Source organism: Caballeronia sp. M1242, assembly GCF_017220215.1.
In the GTDB taxonomy this organism is placed as follows: Bacteria; Pseudomonadota; Gammaproteobacteria; order Burkholderiales; family Burkholderiaceae; genus Caballeronia.
The window spans coordinates 867,751-883,880 of record NZ_CP071131.1; the positions used below are offsets into that span (position 1 = coordinate 867,751).

The 16,130-nt window shown below is 60.2% G+C and carries 16 protein-coding genes; 5 read left to right on the top strand and 11 right to left on the bottom strand.

Going from position 1 to position 16,130, the window contains the following annotated elements:
• The first annotated feature begins 1 nt into the window (after position 1).
• Positions 2 to 829, top strand: coding sequence for an N-acetylmuramoyl-L-alanine amidase (locus JYK05_RS23395; protein ID WP_206470125.1), 828 nt, complete (start codon positions 2 to 4; stop codon positions 827 to 829).
• Between the two features lie 78 nt (positions 830 to 907).
• A complete protein-coding gene (locus JYK05_RS23400) occupies positions 908 to 1,720 on the top strand; it encodes a peptidoglycan-binding protein (RefSeq protein WP_206470128.1) in 813 nt (270 codons plus the stop codon).
• A gap of 189 nt (positions 1,721 to 1,909) precedes the next feature.
• Here the strand turns inward: JYK05_RS23400 and JYK05_RS23405 are convergent, their stop codons facing one another.
• Entirely contained in the window at positions 1,910 to 2,407 is a 498-nt protein-coding gene (locus JYK05_RS23405; protein WP_206470130.1) for an SRPBCC family protein, read from the bottom strand.
• A gap of 495 nt (positions 2,408 to 2,902) precedes the next feature.
• On the opposite strand from JYK05_RS23405, the gene JYK05_RS23410 reads away from it, so the two are divergent.
• Both JYK05_RS23410 and JYK05_RS23415 read left to right on the top strand, forming a co-directional pair.
• Positions 2,903 to 3,475 (top strand): DUF1993 family protein, encoded by a 573-nt coding sequence (locus tag JYK05_RS23410; protein ID WP_206470132.1) that lies wholly within the window; start codon positions 2,903 to 2,905, stop codon positions 3,473 to 3,475.
• 260 nt (positions 3,476 to 3,735) lie between these two features.
• Positions 3,736 to 5,016, top strand: coding sequence for an MFS transporter (locus tag JYK05_RS23415; RefSeq protein WP_206470134.1), 1,281 nt, complete (start codon positions 3,736 to 3,738; stop codon positions 5,014 to 5,016).
• Positions 5,017 to 5,305: 289 nt separating this feature from the next.
• On the opposite strand, the gene JYK05_RS23420 is transcribed toward JYK05_RS23415, so the two are convergent.
• The 10 genes from JYK05_RS23420 to JYK05_RS23465 all read right to left on the bottom strand — a co-directional run bounded on the left by JYK05_RS23420 (position 5,306) and on the right by JYK05_RS23465 (position 14,582).
• Complete coding sequence (locus JYK05_RS23420) at positions 5,306 to 5,797, bottom strand: ProQ/FinO family protein (protein WP_206470136.1); 492 nt, start codon at positions 5,795 to 5,797, stop codon at positions 5,306 to 5,308.
• Positions 5,798 to 6,374: 577 nt separating this feature from the next.
• On the bottom strand, positions 6,375 to 6,716 hold the full coding sequence (locus JYK05_RS23425) for a Rieske (2Fe-2S) protein (RefSeq protein ID WP_206470137.1): 342 nt from the start codon (positions 6,714 to 6,716) through the stop codon (positions 6,375 to 6,377).
• Between the two features lie 3 nt (positions 6,717 to 6,719).
• A complete protein-coding gene (locus JYK05_RS23430) occupies positions 6,720 to 7,031 on the bottom strand; it encodes a YciI family protein (protein WP_206470139.1) in 312 nt (103 codons plus the stop codon).
• A 4-nt stretch (positions 7,032 to 7,035) separates the two neighbouring features.
• On the bottom strand, positions 7,036 to 7,920 hold the full coding sequence (locus JYK05_RS23435) for an intradiol ring-cleavage dioxygenase (RefSeq protein ID WP_206470141.1): 885 nt from the start codon (positions 7,918 to 7,920) through the stop codon (positions 7,036 to 7,038).
• Positions 7,921 to 7,936: 16 nt separating this feature from the next.
• Positions 7,937 to 9,004 (bottom strand): maleylacetate reductase, encoded by a 1,068-nt coding sequence (locus JYK05_RS23440; protein WP_206470143.1) that lies wholly within the window; start codon positions 9,002 to 9,004, stop codon positions 7,937 to 7,939.
• A 7-nt stretch (positions 9,005 to 9,011) separates the two neighbouring features.
• Positions 9,012 to 10,478: an aldehyde dehydrogenase family protein gene (locus JYK05_RS23445; protein ID WP_206470145.1), complete on the bottom strand. Its 1,467-nt coding sequence runs from the start codon at positions 10,476 to 10,478 to the stop codon at positions 9,012 to 9,014.
• A 31-nt stretch (positions 10,479 to 10,509) separates the two neighbouring features.
• Positions 10,510 to 11,529: a hydroxyquinol 1,2-dioxygenase gene (locus JYK05_RS23450; protein WP_206470147.1), complete on the bottom strand. Its 1,020-nt coding sequence runs from the start codon at positions 11,527 to 11,529 to the stop codon at positions 10,510 to 10,512.
• Between the two features lie 40 nt (positions 11,530 to 11,569).
• Positions 11,570 to 12,064 (bottom strand): hydroxyquinol 1,2-dioxygenase, encoded by a 495-nt coding sequence (locus JYK05_RS23455; RefSeq protein WP_206470148.1) that lies wholly within the window; start codon positions 12,062 to 12,064, stop codon positions 11,570 to 11,572.
• Between the two features lie 125 nt (positions 12,065 to 12,189).
• The gene (locus JYK05_RS23460; RefSeq protein ID WP_206470150.1) at positions 12,190 to 13,119 is read right to left on the bottom strand and encodes a LysR family transcriptional regulator; all 930 of its coding nucleotides are present in this window, start codon (positions 13,117 to 13,119) and stop codon (positions 12,190 to 12,192) included.
• Between the two features lie 209 nt (positions 13,120 to 13,328).
• Positions 13,329 to 14,582, bottom strand: a complete 1,254-nt coding sequence (locus tag JYK05_RS23465; protein ID WP_175942859.1) for an MFS transporter — start codon at positions 14,580 to 14,582, stop codon at positions 13,329 to 13,331.
• 883 nt (positions 14,583 to 15,465) lie between these two features.
• Here JYK05_RS23465 and JYK05_RS23470 point away from each other — a divergent pair.
• On the top strand, positions 15,466 to 15,969 hold the full coding sequence (locus JYK05_RS23470) for a hypothetical protein (protein WP_175942861.1): 504 nt from the start codon (positions 15,466 to 15,468) through the stop codon (positions 15,967 to 15,969).
• The last annotated feature ends 161 nt before the right edge of the window (positions 15,970 to 16,130 follow it).

A 16,130-nucleotide genomic window follows, 5' to 3' on the forward strand; every position in this document is an offset into this window, starting at 1 on the left:
TATGGTCTACGAACTGTTATGGTTGCCGGCGGTGCTCAGGAACGCCGGGCTAAAGGTCGCGCCCGTCGATGGCTGGGAAAGCCGTGGGCGCGCGCACATGGGCGCGATCGCCGGCGTCATTTGTCATCACACGGCGACCGCGCGCGACGGCAACATGCCGAGCCTGCGCACGCTGATCGATGGACGCAGCGACCTGCGCGGTCCACTCGCGCAACTCGGCGTTGGCCGGGACGGCACCATCTACGTCGTCGCGGCGGGCCGCTGCAATCATGCGGTCAACGGCGCGTGGCGCGGCGTCACGACGGGCAACACGAACTTCATCGGCATCGAGGCGGAGAACCGCGGCGTGCCGTCGGATCCGTGGCCCGACGTACAGATGGACGCCTACGCGCGGTGCGTGGCGGCGATTCTCGCGCATGTCGGTCGAGATGAAAGCGCATGCGTCGGTCACAAGGAATACGCGCTGCCGCATGGCCGCAAAAGCGATCCGAGCTTCGACATGGACGAGTTTCGCGCGACGGTCGCTGGCTTTCTGAATCGCACGGCTGCGCCGCGTCCGATGATTCCGGGTGCGGAACCGGAAGTCCCTGGCGTGCAAAGCCGTCCAACGCTGCGTCGCAATACGACGGGCGACTTCGTCAGGCAGATGCAGATGAAGCTGGGCATCGAGGCGGACGGCCTCTTCGATGCGGATGTCGAAGCAAAAGTGAGGGCATTTCAGCGCGGCAGAGATCTTGTGCCGGACGGCATCGTCGGCCCGAGGACCTGGGCTGCGCTCGATTCCGCGCAGGCCGTCCGGCAGCCTCCAGGGTTTCAGTCAAGACGGTAACCGAGCCCGAGTTTCGATTCGGCAACGACGATTCTTGCCGCTACCGGCGGCGCCCTTCCAGTGAGATAGGAGACAGACATGTTCCCCAGCGTGCTCAAGCAAGGCGATGTGAGCAGCGATGTCCGGAAATTACAGACGTCACTTCTCGAACACGGTTTCAATCCGGGCGACGTCGATTCGTTCTACGGGCAGGGCACCGTCGCGGCAGTGATGGCGTTTCAGAAAAGCTCGGGCATGCTCGTCGACGGAATCGCTGGTCCGCGAACCTTGACGGCGCTCGGACTTGCCACCGACGACACACTGCCAAGCGCCATTCCCGCGGTCACGGTGCAAGTGGTCAGCCAGATGTTTCCGTGGACGCCCATCGGCAATATCAGGGCTAACCTGCCGGGAATTCTTTCTTCGCTCGTCGAGCACCGTCTCTCCGACAAGCCGATGGTCCTCATGGCGCTTGCGACCGTGCGCGCGGAAGTGGAGTGCTTCATGCCCATCGACGAAGGACAGTCGCGTTTCAATACGTCCCCGTCAGCGCATCCGTTCGATCTCTACGACGCGCGCAAGGATCTCGGCAATCATGGCAAGCCGGACGGCGCCCGGTTCAAAGGGCGCGGATACGTCCAGCTAACGGGACGCGCGAACTACGCGAAATACGGTGCGCTGCTGTCGCCGAAGGTGGACCTTGTCGAGACGCCCGAGCGCGCGGGCGAGCGGGACATTGCTGCGAATCTCCTTGCGCTCTTTCTCGCGGACAAGGAGATCGCGATCAAGCAGGCGCTCGTCGCCGGCGACATGGCCCACGCGCGCAGGCTGGTGAACGGAGGGTCGCACGGACTCGATCAGTTCACGGACGCATTCAGGCGTGGAGATGCGCTGTTGCCGGACGCGATGTGAGTTCGCGCGAATGCTTCGGCAGTAGGCAGGTTGGAAATGAGCTTTCTGCCGGTCTGGTACGGCGACGTCGCCTGAGGGTTGCGGGTTTCGATCATCTTTATTCACGACGGGACCTTTCAAGTAATGCCGTACTTGACCCGAGTACAGACGTCGCACTCGACAAACGACCGCTATTGCGTGGCTCTCGTCTCATCTGTTCGGCTCGCGATGACTGGCGCTCACCAGCGTCGCGCCGAGTCGTCTTGCGAGCGATTCGCCGCCTATCCGCATGACATAGTCGTGATTCCATTCGAACAGAGGCCGCGCCACGGGTGCGAGCAGATTCATCCAACCGCGGCCGGTGCGCACGCACCAGTCGTATCGCACGGCGGTGAGATCATCGTTCGATGAGAACGTCCAGCGTCCTATGCCTTCCACATCGCCGCTCGCCACGCCTTCGAGCAACGCGAGCGGCTCGACGCGCGTGACGCGCATATCGAAGCGCACGCGATACGGCAGGCGCCCCCTCCAGACATAACGATGCAGTGCGCCGACGCCATCGGCCGCACCGCTTTCGACTTCGCTCACATGCTCGACGCATGTCCACCATTGCGGCCATGCAGCCGGATCATGAATAGCGTCCCATACCGCGCGAAGCGGCGCCCTGATCGTCCAGTACGTGACGAACCGATATTCGCTGGTGCGCACGATCGCCTCCAAAACGTTCACTTGCGCTTCGAATTCTGTGCGATGGCCACGTCGCGTTCGATTGCCGCCACGCACGCCGAACAGAATAGCGACCTTCTGCATCGCCGCCTTGTCTTCTAGCATCCTCCTCGAACTGGCGGTCCGTCGCGTCCGACAGCGGCAGATTCTCTTAACACGTCGATCTTGCGTTTATGCGGTGCAGCCGGGATCAGTGGCCGAAATAGACACGTGCGACGCTGTTGCCGGTGCATGCCGGGCCGCCCGAAGCCGACGAGCCGTCTGCGACACCGCCGTAGCTGGTCTGCCCGTTTCGAACAGATTTTTGAGCTAGTCCGCTTCAGTCGCGCTATATCAAGTCCGCAGCAGTCGTGTTGCCCAATCACCGTCGCAGCCTCGTCCCCATGCTTTCCACTATGCAATACTGATGCGCAAGACAATGCTCGTCTTCTGCAATCGCTTGTTGGCATTCGGTCAAAACGCACTCGGAGTCCATGCATGTCACTGACTCGGCTTCTCGTTCCCTCTTTCACACAGATGCTGCGCGCGCTGTCGACCTGGCTCGAGAAGGCAGCGGCTCATGAGCGAGCATCGTGCGGTGACTCGGATGCACTCGTATCGCTACGGCTCGCTGCCGACATGTATCCGCTTGCTTCTCAGGTACGGTTTGCGTGCTTTCAGGCACTAGAGCCTGCTTATCGTCTGCGGGGTGAGGCGCTCCCTGAGGCGCTCGGGAAGTTGCAGCGCGAAGGGTGGAACGCCGACGCTCAGCCGGGTTCGTTGCAGGATGCCCAAGCGCGAATCGCCGACACGATATCGTTTCTCAGCACGCTTGCATCCGACGCACTGGACGAAGGCGCCACGCTGCCAATTGCTCTGAAACTGCCCGATGGCATCGTCTTCGACATGACCGGCGAGCAATACGCGCGCGATTGGTCGCTGCCGCAGTTTTACTTTCACCTCACGACCGCGTACGCCATACTGCGGCACCATGGCGTCGAACTGGGAAAGGCGGACTACGTATCGCACATGTTTGCGTACGTTCGCCCCGGTTCGTTACCACAAAGCTGACGCGACTACCCTGGGGAGCTTCGAGGCACGCCTGTGTCGCGCTACTGAGAAATTGGTTACTGCAAGTCCCGGAACGAAATGCAGATCGAAAGCAGAGGGCGCCCACGCTGCATCACTTGCAACTCGGCTTGCTGTAACAAGTCCGACAGTCGGCGTCTTACTCCCCCGAGTGGCACCACAACGTCACTAGCTTTCAGACCAAGGCATAATCTGAAGAGAAGACAAAGTTCGCGGGTTGATTAAACGGAAGGAGCATTTCGATGACTGATGTGCCGGGCGTTTCGCTCGAGAGAGAGGCAGCAGATCGGCGCAAATGGCGCATCATACTTGCGGCATCCATCGGCAATGCGTTGGAATGGTTCGACCTGGTCATCTATGGGTTTTTCGCCGTTACGATCTCGAAGCTGTTCTTTCCCAACGGTAATGAGACCATCTCCCTGTTGCTGACGCTTGGAACCTTCGGCGTGTCGTTCTTTATGCGCCCGCTCGGAGCCGTCGTGCTGGGTGTCTATGCGGACAAGGCGGGCCGCAAAGCCGCCCTGACGCTTTCCATCCTTCTGATGATGATCGGCACGTTGCTCATCGCGATCATGCCAACGTACGCGACGATTGGTGTTCTCGCGCCAGTCGGAATCGTGCTCGCCCGAATGATTCAGGGCTTCTCGGCAGGCGGTGAGTTCGGCAGCGCGACTGCGTTTCTCGCAGAACACGGCGGTCATCGTCGCGGATTTTTCGCGAGTTGGCAGGCTGCCAGTCAGGGCCTCACGACGCTGCTCGCAGCACTCGCGGGAACCTGGCTGACGACCGCTCTCACCCCGGCGCAAGTGCTCGGCTGGGGATGGCGACTTCCGTTCTTTCTCGGGTTGTTGATCGGGCCCGTGGCTTACTACATCAGGCGCAATGTCGACGAGACACCCGAATTCGTGGGTACGGAGACCGAGGGCAATCCTCTAGCAGACACGTTCAGGAATCAAGGACAGCGCCTTGTATTGGCCATAGGCGCGGTCGTTCTAGGGACAGTGGCCACGTATCTCATCCTGTACATGCCCACATATGCGTTCAAGCAACTACGATTGCCCGCCGCCGCTGCCTTTACTGCGACTATCGCGACTGGCGTCATTCAGATGATCGGCGCGCCCGTATTTGGCCATCTGTCCGACCGCGTGGGCAGAACCAAAGTAATGATGGTAGCGGGAGCCTTCTTTCTGGTTGCCGCTTACCCAGCGTTTCGACTACTGCACGACCACCCGACGTTTCCCGCGCTAGTCTGGGTCCAGGTCTTCTTCGGCGTGGCGAACGCGGCCTACTTCGGTGCGCTGCCTGCATTGCTTAGCGACCTCTTTCCGACACGGAATCGCACGACCGGCATGTCCGTCGGATATAACGTCTCGGTCACCGTGTTCGGCGGCTTCGCTCCGTTCATCATCACGTCGCTTATCGGTCTCTCGGGAAACCAGCTTGCGCCCAGCTTCTACTTGATTGCGGCCGCCGTTGTCAGCTTGGCCGCACTGGTTCGCATCAGGAAGTTGGAAATGCTGTGAGTGAGCGGCTGAAGGCCGTGGGCCGCCGCGACGAGAGCCGTTGCCGTTCCCCTGTACGTTCGACAAAGCGATTCGCGGCTATGCCGACCGCGACAGGATGACGGTTCTCGAAGCTACGCGACGACTCATTCCGACAGCCGGTCTCGCGAATTCGAGATCGTTGTCTGAGCGCCCCGATCTAGTGAACGCTCAGTGCTTTCTTGAACGAAGGAGTGAACGGCAATCAGCGGTCGAACAGTGCGCGTCTTCGTGGACGCACCGAACATCGCCGCCCGGCAATCTCCGACAATTACTTCCCACCGGATTCGGATTTCTTCTCGGAAGCGCGAACCGCTGAGTTCCGGCGTGGCCTCGCTGCAGCCTGCAATTGCCGCGCGCGCCCCGCGTCCGCTGTCGTTACTTGTCCAGTCGGATTACCCGTCAAGTCGACACGAGGCGCGCCTTCGACAAGGCTGCTCCAGTACCGGGTCCCTCGGCACCAGAGCTTGATTGCGTCCTTCAGTTCGCTCTCGGATAAGGAAAGGTCCGCTTTCTGCGCTAGAAGATCGTGCAAGATACCTACCTTCAGCGGGACTTTCGGTGCCGGGTTCTTCGGGAAAGCGTTCGGAAAACGCTTCTGTAGCTTGCCGATGGTATGCACGGCCGGGTCGACTGGCCCGGTAGCGTTGGTCCGTGGCGGTCGGTTCGACTGCGAAGCCTGCTTCTTTGCGACCTGCTTAGCGGCGCCCTTGGTCTGTTGCGCGAGCTGCTGTTTGAGAGCAGCGAGTTGTTCGAATCCCATGTCCGTGTACCTAGAATACAAGCGCCGATTCTAGCAGTCGTGCGGGGGATTGGCCTGTCTGGTGCTCGCCAAGACGTATCGAACACGCTTTCACGAGCGCTGAAGATGTCGATGAATCTTGCATCTCGAGCGGAATAGGTTCCAACACATCGCCATCACACCCGAGCAATTCTTCGCTCCCCTGAGGCCACGCGGGCAATAGATACCGATAAGCATCCGTCGTCGGAACCGACTGGCGGAGTGTGAGCCTAGATGGCCTCGACGTTCCAAGGCTCGACGAATCTCGCAGCGGTTGTGCTGGAGGCGCAGTAACGCTCAGGTATGACGATTGCAGAAGAGGCCTTGTCTCCTCCGCGTCCTTCCCCTCTCTCTCGGACGTGGACCTCGGCCCGCCCATTCCCCGCGCGGGCTTTTTTTCTGCTTGCGGATGTCGGCCGTCGTTTTCTGATCGACGGTTACCGCTCTCTGTTGTGTTCTGGAGCCGGTGCATAGTCGCTGCGTGCGCTAATTCCACACCGGAGTTGCATGCCGAGGCTATCCAATCTCTGGCAGCGCAGTAATCACCAAGGCTGACTACTTACGCCGATGTACCGGCAAGTACCACGCATGCGTTACCGTCGACCTCTACAGGCAGCGCGTCCAAAGCGGCGCCCTTGCACGGCCCATCGATACACCTCCCATCATCGAACCTGAACAGCGCACTATGATGAGCGCACATCAAGACCTGCGACCGATAGCACGAAACGCTCCCAGGCACGAAGTCCAGTGATACCGAAAAATGCGGGCAGCGATTGACATATGCCCAAGCCCGATCGCCACGGCGGACCACGACGATGGAAGGCCCCACGGAGTCTTGTTGAACGACACGAGCACCGCCATCCGGCACTTCGTCGAGACGACACAACTGACTTGCGTTCATCGTTCAGGCTCGTTGTTCGGGATTTCCGAGGCTCCAGTCCCACGGACGGACCTCTACGCGCGAGAACAATCCTTCTTTCATGTACGGATCCTCGCCTACAAAGCGCATGACAGCGTCGATGTCGTCGGCCTCGACAACCAGAAGCGTGCCATTCATCTTGTTGCACATCGGCGCGAGGGTGGGGCCCCCGAGGCGCACGTGAACGCCATGCTCGGACGCACTGCGCAAATAGCGTCGATGGCTGGGTCGCACACGCTCACGGACCTCGCGCATGTCCGGTTTGTCGGTGGCAAGGACTGCGAAATAGCGACGCATTTTGTTAGCTCCGGTCAAGAACGAAGTCGTAGTTCGCCTCGCGATACGGGCCTTGCACATTGAAACGACGAGCGAGTTCATCGCCGGCCGCTCGCTCACGGAAAGAAACCGTCAGTGACGTCTTCACACCGAAGACCGCATCGGACTCCAGATATTCGTCGTCTTTGTCGAAGATATGAGTCACGAGTCTTCGGTGCCCCACAGCGTCGATCATGAAGTGCAAATGCGCGGGCCGCCACGGGTGCCTACCTGTCGCACTGAGCATCTTGCCGACGGGACCATCGGTTGGAATCGGATAGCTGACAGGCAGAATCGTGGTGATCGCGTAGCGGCCTTCGGCATCCGTGCGATAGCGGCCACGCAGGTTGCCGAGCGGCTGGTCGGCGTCCTGGCCGGAGTACATGCCGTTTTCAGCGGTTTGCCACACGTCGAGCACTGCGCCGGCAATCGGCGTGCCGTCGGTGCTGCGTACTTGCCCATGCACGACAGCTGGCGTGCCGGGCGTCGAGGCCATGTTTTCGCCATAGGCACGCTCCGGCATGCCCTCGATATAGAACGGACCAAACACTGTCGTGTCCGTTGCTCCGCTCGCGAACCGATGATTGATTGCATCGACTAACATCGAGACGCCCAAGGTGTCCGACAGGAGGATGAATTCTTGACGCACGACGCCATCGCACATTTTCCCGGTCTCGGTGAGAAAGCGAATCGCGGACAGCCACTCCTGCTCGGTAAGCTGCGTCTCGCGGACAAAGGCGTGCATGTGTCGCACGAGGCTCTGCATCAATGTCCGCAGGCGCAAATCGGGTGTATTGGCGAAGCTGGCAACGACCTGAACGGTCAGCTTCGCATCGCTGTCGTCGATTGCTATTGTCACGTCTGTCTCCATGTGTATTCGCCGCCGCTCAATGCGGTGACCGTCCTTCCCACGCGTCTTCAAGCAGCGCACGAATCGCCGTGCGTTCAATCGGCCGCGGATTCGCATACGGGTTCTTGCAGGCGATATCCGCTGCTTCGTCGAGCCCGGCATATGGCATGCCGATATCGGCCAGCGCCGCGGAAATGCCGAGCTTCTCGTTCAACGCGAAGAGCAGCGGGCCAGCCTGCGCCGCTTCTCTTCCGCCGAGCGCCCGGGCGACGCGAAGCAACGCCTCGGGCGCAGCAACATGGTTATAGTGCGCCGTATGAGGCAGCATCGCCGCATGAGTCTGTGCGTGAGGAAGATTAAACGTGCCGCCTAGCGTGTGACATAGCTTGTGATGAAGGGCCATGCTGACCGCGCCGAGGCAGGTGCCTGCGAGCCACGCGCCATACAACGCACGGCTGCGCATGTCGCGGTCGCCGGGCGTTTTCACTATCACCGGCAACGCTTCGCTGAGCGCGCGTATTGACTCCTCAGCCATTAGGCTTATGACAGGATTGGCGTCGTCAGCGTAAAGCGCCTCTACGGCATGCGCCAGAGCGTTGACGCCGGAAGCGGCCGAGATGTCGGCAGGAAGCGACAGCGTTAGCGACGGGTCATACAAGACGGTGCGCGGCAACACGCGAACATCGCGGCCAGTGCGCTTCAAACGGCCTTCGGTGAGTCCAAATATCGGCGTCATCTCAGAGCCTGCGTACGTGGTTGGCACCGCGAGGATGGGCAAGGACGACTCGAGTGCTATCGCCTTGCCTAGTCCGATGGTGGAGCCGCCGCCAATCGCAATGCAGCAGTCAGCATCCATGTCGCGAGCCGTGGCGCAAGCCGCGCGGGCGACCTCGACAGGAACGTGCATGACGGCCTCGGCACAAACGCCTGCGGCGCGCTCGCCAAGGACGTCCGCCACGTGGTCAGCGAGATGCCGTTGCTCAGGCGTCGACAAAATGAGCGCTCGCCGCGCGCCGAGCTTCGCCAGTTCGTCGGGCAGCTTACCGAGTGCGCCCCATTCGAAGACGACTCGCGTAGGGGTTCCCTGATAGACAAAGCGCTTCATGAAGACCTCAACGCTTGAAGTGCGGCGGCACGTTACCGTCGACATTGACCCACACCGAGCGCGCTTCCGTGTAGTCGTGCATCGCTTCGAAGCCCATCTCGCGGCCGTAGCCCGACTTGCCAACACCGCCGAACGGACTGCCTGGATTGACGCGCTTGTAACAGTTGATCCAGCACATGCCGGCATTGATGCGCGACGCAGTCTTGTGCGCGCGAGAGAGGTCGCGAGTCCAGAGGCCGCTGCCCAATCCATATTCGGTCGAGTTCGCGATAGCGAGCGCTTCATCGTCACTGCCAAAGCGCAGAACCGTGACAAACGGGCCGAACACTTCTTCTTGAGCAATACGGTCGGACGCGCTCTTCGCCTCGATGACAGTTGGACGGACGTAATAGCCATTCGCCAAAGCACTGTCTTGCGGGGCGCTGCCGCCCGTGAGTACGCGACCGCCTTGTTCTCGCGCCACGTCGACGAACGTCAGCACGCGGTCCAGATGCTGCTTCGATGTGAGCGGCCCCATTTCCGTATTGTCGTCCAAAGGGTTGCCGACACGAATAGAAGAGGCCAGCGAAACGAATCGCTCCAGGAACTCGTCCGCGATGCGTTCATGCAGAATAAGACGCGAACCCGCGATACATGCCTGCCCCTGGTTGTGAAAGATGGCCCACGCGGCGCCGTTGATGGCGGCATCGAGATCGGCGTCGTCGAACACGATGTTCGCGCCTTTGCCGCCGAGTTCCAGTTGCACGCGCTTGAGGTTGCCCTGCGAGGCTTCCACGATTCTGCGACCAGTCGCCGTCGATCCGGTAAATGCAATCTTCCCCACGCCCGGGTGTTCGGCGAGCCGTTGGCCGGCCGTGTGTCCATAGCCCGGTACGATGTTGACGACGCCTGCGGGGAAGCCGACCTCAGCCATGATTTCGACGATGCGCAACGTCGATAGAGGCGTGATCTCTGAAGGCTTCAATACCACTGTATTGCCCGCAGCGAGCGCCGGCCCCATCTTCCAGCTTGTGAACATCAGCGGAAAGTTCCACGGAACGATCTGGCCCACTACGCCGATAGGCGCGCGCTGCACGTAGTTGAGGAACCCGGTTTCCACGGGAACCACGGAGCCTTGCAGCTTATCGGCCATGCCGCCGAAGTAGCGGAAGCACGCGGCGGTACGCGGTACGTCCAGCGCGCGGGAATCGCGAATTGGGTGGCCGGTATCGAGCGATTCGAGTTGAGCAAGTTCCTCGGCGTTCGCCTCGATGGCGTCGGAAAGGCGCAGCAGGAGCCGACCGCGTTCGGCCGCAGCCATGGCCGACCACTTCGGGAAAGCGCGGGTGGCTGCTTCGACGGCGAGATCGACATCTGCGGCAGTCGCCGCCGCGATCTTTGTAATGAGCGAACCGTCGTGCGGGTTGAGCACGTCGATGGTGCCGCGATCGACGGCATGGACAAAGCGCCCGTCAATGAAGAGTTGGTTTTGCATGAGTCTTCCTCGATTCGATACTTCGTTCTGCTTAGAACGCAATGGGATACGGGGCAAGTTCACCGCTCTCATAGCGCTGTGGCAGATTAGGCGTGGCGTTCTCCCAAACCAGCAGCATCGAGCGCTTTGTCGAGTAGCCTTGATGCCGAATGTCGGCCGGCATCGCGCAGATGTCGCCGGCGCGCATGGTGATTCGAGCGCGCGGTGCGCCGGTGTTCTTGTCGCCGATATCCCAGACGATTTCGTCGGAGAGCTGCAAGAACCACTCGACGCGGTCGTTTCCATGGAAGACAGGCAATATGAACTCTTCGGTGGTCGGACAGAACAGGCTAAGGCCGCAGACGGAGGTCACCGACGGGTTCCACGTCACATCTGAACGGGAAAGATATTTGAATAGGTTGAACGCGTGAAGCTCGCCTTCGAATCCCGGCTCGACATGGACTTCCGGCTCATCCTGCGCGACGTCGAGGAACGCGCGATTGACCGGTAGATCGTTGCGCAGCGGCGAGTCGCCCGCAAGTCCCGGCATGCGGCGCGTCGCAATGCGCGTGCGTTCGATGGCCGCGTCGTTCTCGCCATGCTTGCGCCCGAAGGCCGTTCCGGTTTCTTCCGGCGCTGCGAACGGGTCGAAGCCTTCGTTGGTCCAGTCGTGCAGGATGGCCTTGAACGTCGCCATGATGGTCGGCGTTTCAAAGGTCTCCGTATAGTCGACGCCCGCTTCCTTCATGATGCCGTTGAAGGTGCCGGCGTACACATCCACCTTGCCGTAATGATTGCGCGTGCCGAACACATGGTCGAAGTTGACCCAGCCGTAGAAGAAGCCCCATGCCACATCGCGCATCATTGCGCGCAGGAATGCGTCTGCCGGCACGGCGTGCGTACGCGTCTGACCTTTTGCGGGCCAACTGATTTTCACGAAATACTCGTCGCGCTGGAACTCGAATTCGCCGAGCTGAAAGCGGCGGTAGCCAGTGATGGCGTCCGGTTCCGTCGAGCGCACGGTGTCGGCTGCGAAGTCTGCGGGATGGTCAAGCGTGTCGAGGGTGGCCATGACTTGTCTCCTGGAACGTTGGATATCGCTGGTCGGACTTTTAGTGCAGACAGATATCTGCCCACTTCTCCACCGACAGCGCGCCGAGTACGGTCTGCACGAGCGCGACCCCCGGTTCGCTCGCGGTGAAGCGGTATGCGCAGCCCGCGGGGAGCAGTGCCTGGTGCCCCTTGCGCAGCACCACGTGGCCCATCTTTCGCCCGACAGGCTCGGTGCCGGCGCTCACGGTTCCGCGCCCGGACGTCGGCGGATTGTGCAGCTGGATGAATTCGATGCGGACTTCGCCGTCCATCTGAATGGTGAATTCGTCGTGCGCACATGCGTACCACGGCGATGTGCCCTCGGTACGCAGTACTTCGATCACGTATTCGAGGTTCTTGCCGGCGACGACCTTCTCGTAGGGCGCCGACTTCGATGCCACCTCGAACACGTTCGAGAAGGCGTAGTGGCGAGCGCTCCCGCTCGTGATTTCGACGCCACCTTTCTTGAAGTTATCGAGGGAGCCAAAAACGGTATGGAATGCAGTGTCGGTCATTGCTGTCTCCTGTGTTGAACTGCTCGTTACGTTCAACTCTAGGGGCAACAGCTGGCCGCAACAACCTGCGAGTCACCGACGACGGCATTTGCGATTCGCGAATAATCGGCCGGCGACGACGCGGCTCACCGCACCCAGCCGCGCTGGAGCAACGGCATGTCCCACGACGGCTCAGGGCCCAGATATTCGATGAGGAATTCAACGAGCGCCTTGACCTTCAATGCCTGGCGCTGGGTCGCCGGATAGACGGCTGCGAAGTTCAACGTGGAGAGTTCATAGTCCGTCAAGATGGGCACCAGTGTCCCGCTCACCAGCGCCTCGCTGGCGACCAAGGTCGGCAAACATACGATGCCTCCGCCTGTCAGCGCATAGTCCTTCAGTAAGTGGACAGAATTCGAGCGAATCATGCCCGGCAACTCCATCTCCACGACCTCCGTACCGTGAATCATCGTCCAGCGGTTTCGTGAGGGATATCCGGAATACAGCGCGGTGATGTGGTGCAGCAAGTCACGCGGATGCTGCGGAGCACCATGCTTTTCGAGGTAAGCAGGCGATGCACAAAACAGGCGGCGAACGTTGAATAGTCGACGCTCGATGAGCGACTCCGAGATGGGAGGAAAAATCTGGAACGCGATATCGAAGCCTTCTTCGACTGGATCGACAACCCGGTCATTCACGATGATATCGAGTTGAATTCCCGGATAGCGTCTGTTGAATTCGGCGAGCGGCGCGCCGAAATGTCCAAGAGCAAAGCCGGGAAGCATCTGAATGCGCAAGCGCCCCGTCGGCGTCGCGCGGAGTTCACGCATCTGGTCGGTCAGTTCATTCACGCGGCCCACGACCTCGGCACATTCGCGATAGAACGCTTCGCCGACCTCCGACAGTCGGACGTGGCGCGTGCTGCGGTGGAAGAGCGGCGCATTGACGAACTTCTCCAACTGCTGGATGCGGTTGGTCACCACCGAACTCGTCACACCGAGCTGTCTTGCCGCTTCGGCGAAGCTGCTTGCTTCCGCCACTCTCACGAATGCCTCAATGCTGAGAAACCGGTCCATATGGCGCTTTCCCTGTGCAAAACACCAGTTTAAATGGACCGGACGACTCAGACTGCGAAAGAATGGTTGGCTGGTCTTCCTTGTTTAACTGCGGAAAGGTGCAGGCGGTCGACTTCGAGAAAAGGCCAACATCCATTGTCGAAGCCAACGAGTGAATAACCGTCATGCCTTCCGAGGCGGCATAGCAGACGCATCGAATGGTGCTTGATTTACCTCGGCTGCTCGCCTGCGGTGAGTTCGGGCCGAAGGACCGCGCGACGCTGAACGACTGCCGGCGCGGTCTCCTTCAGAAGCAAGCTGACCAGAATGCCGAGGATGACAGCGCACATCGGCAGCCAGAGGATGTTCGCGATACCGAAGTGGGTGGCGACATAGCCGCCCATCGCCGGCGCAATGCCGCCGCCGAAAATCTCGCCTACGCCCACCACTGCGCCAATGGATGTCGAGACGAGTCCGACCGGTGCGGCCTCGGTCGCAACCGGTCCGGACAGCAGCGAGACGAGGCCCAGCGTGAAGAAAGACGCGACGAAAAGCACAGTGAACAGCGCGAGCGGCTGAGCGCCGAGACCGCGGAAGATATAGAGCATCACGGCTGTTCCGGCGAAGCCCACGATGCTCGCCAGTCGGCGCCCGACGAGATCCGAGAGGCCAGGCAAACCGAACTGGCCCAGAAAACCGCCAAAGCCGATAGCGGAGACGACGAGGCCCATCTTCTGTGTATCGAGCGACAGGTAGCCAGTGAGATAGAGGGGCAGCAGGGCGCCGAGCACGAAAACACCCGTCATTGCGCAGCACAACGCCAGCATGGCGACAAGAATGTTTCGACTCTTGAGGACATGGCCTAGCGATGCGGGCGCATGTTCCGAAGCAACCGCCTTAACGACTTTCGGCTCGCGAATGACAAAGAACATGAGCGCCCCGAGAATCAGGCCCGGAATCGCAACTAAAGCAAAGACCCAGCGCCACGTAACGAAAGCGAGTAACTGCGTGGCGATGATGGGCGACAACGCCAAGCCAAAGAGCGCAAAACCACTCTGCTGTAGACCGAGGTTCAGGCCGCGACGGCGCGGAAGGGATGCGTCAGCCGTCGCCGCGAAGCTGGTCGGGCAGAAAGAGCCTTCTGCGACGCCCATCAGCCCACGAATCGCGATGAGACTGAAGAGTCCGCCAGCGAGACCAGAGAAGCCCGAAAGCAGCGAGAACGCGATGATCGCCGGAATGAGGACTTTCCTGCGGCCCACCTTGTCCGAGATGCCTCCCATCAGCGCCGCGAATACGCCCCACGACAGGCCAAGGACTCCGATGCAGTTTCCTACGTCCTGCGCCGTCAGCCCGAGGTCCTTCATCATCGACGGAAACAGCGGCGCGATGAGCCATCTGTCCAATCCCACCAGGCCGAAGCCCAATGCCAGCAGCGTGACTGCCTTCCATTCGTACGAAGTGTCCCAGTCAGTTTCTTTCATTTCCGTCTCCGAGAGAGCCAGTTCTTGTAGAAGCGCAATGAGCGCAGTTACACGTACCGACTCTGTTGCTGTTGTGCGCAGTGAACATCGCGAGTGTGGTCGTCCGCCTTTGAGAGAGCACGATTCGGATACAAAGGGGCAACGATCGAAAGATAGGGTGCGGGCGCGTGTCCTTGGTATGGAACAATCAGCGAACGCGCCATTTGCGAAATACGAATAATTGGGTCAGCCTGGTGGTGAACGTCTCGGCGGAAGGCTGCCGCGACCTACTGCAACACCGGGGCGCCGTCTTTAGAAACGCATTAGGGGATTCCCCTGTAGACAGTCGCGTGGCGAGTGTGACGGAGACTTGCTCTAAGAGTGGCAAACACGCCTGGGCACCGTCTCAACCGTTGTATAACCGACGTCGTCTCAGAGCACGCCGAGCAACAGGTGCTCGACAGACCTGGGCCAAGGGGAAATGCTGAATTAAGGTATGCCAAGAGATAGCGTTGCAAGACTGCACTAGACCTTTTCGATGGCGTTAGCCGTGCGAGAAGGGAAAAGCACCGTCTTACAATGCCGACGAAGTTATCTGGCTTAGCTATCGCCCGTCGCTCCCGTGCGGCGTCTATATTGCCCGCTCCCTTCCAGCGCTTGTCCTCAGCAGGAGATCCCAGCCAAAAGGATGCTTAGGACGTGAGATTGTCGTGTCCCTACAAGCAGCCTCGAAGCAGGCCATTTGATATTCGCAGAGAAACCCTCTATAACCTTGGAGAAGCCTTTCGAACGAGTTACGCGAGGATCGTTCGTTTTGTCAGACGCGTTGATAGCATAGGAATCCGAAGCATAGCGACGCGTTGTCGGCTCGTTTGCTAGAAGGGTTCATCGGAAGGGGGCGACAATGAACAGATCATTCGGACGAGTTCGCAGAGGTCAAATAGCGCTTTGCCTGCTCACGATTGTCGCGGCGTCTAACGGTGCCGCGCAGACCTTCCCGAAGAAAGGAGTCATCGACGCGACGTACACCGCTGCGGGAACGGGCGTGAAAGAGGTCGCCGTCAGCGGGGATGACGTTGTGTACTTGTTCGAGTCGACTCTGTTGATGGGAAATGACAACAAGACGCCGTTCATGCGCAACGTGTCGGCCCATTGTCTAGAAGCCGGCTTCACTGCACAAAGCGGGACCGGCTACTGCGTGTACACCGATAAGGATGGGGACAAGTTCGTCGAGGCATACAGCTATGCTTCGGGCTCAACGTCCGGAAAGGGGACGTTGAGTTCCGGCACGGGTAAGTTCAAGGGCATACAAGGCCAGTTCGACTGGCAACAAGTTCAAGTGCTGCCTGCCGAGAAAGGGTCCTACCATTACATCGGGAAGAAAGCCGGTAGCTATCTTCTGCCCTGAACCATTTCATCCGTATCGCTGCACGCGCTAGCGGAGCATGGATCAGTACTTGAGATGCGCTGTGTCGCCACGTCGATTCAGCCAAGCGTTGCGCATTCTCCCGCGCAGCAAGCGCAGGTGCATCCGCATGCGCTCACGGAAAAGCTTCAACGCTTCCACCG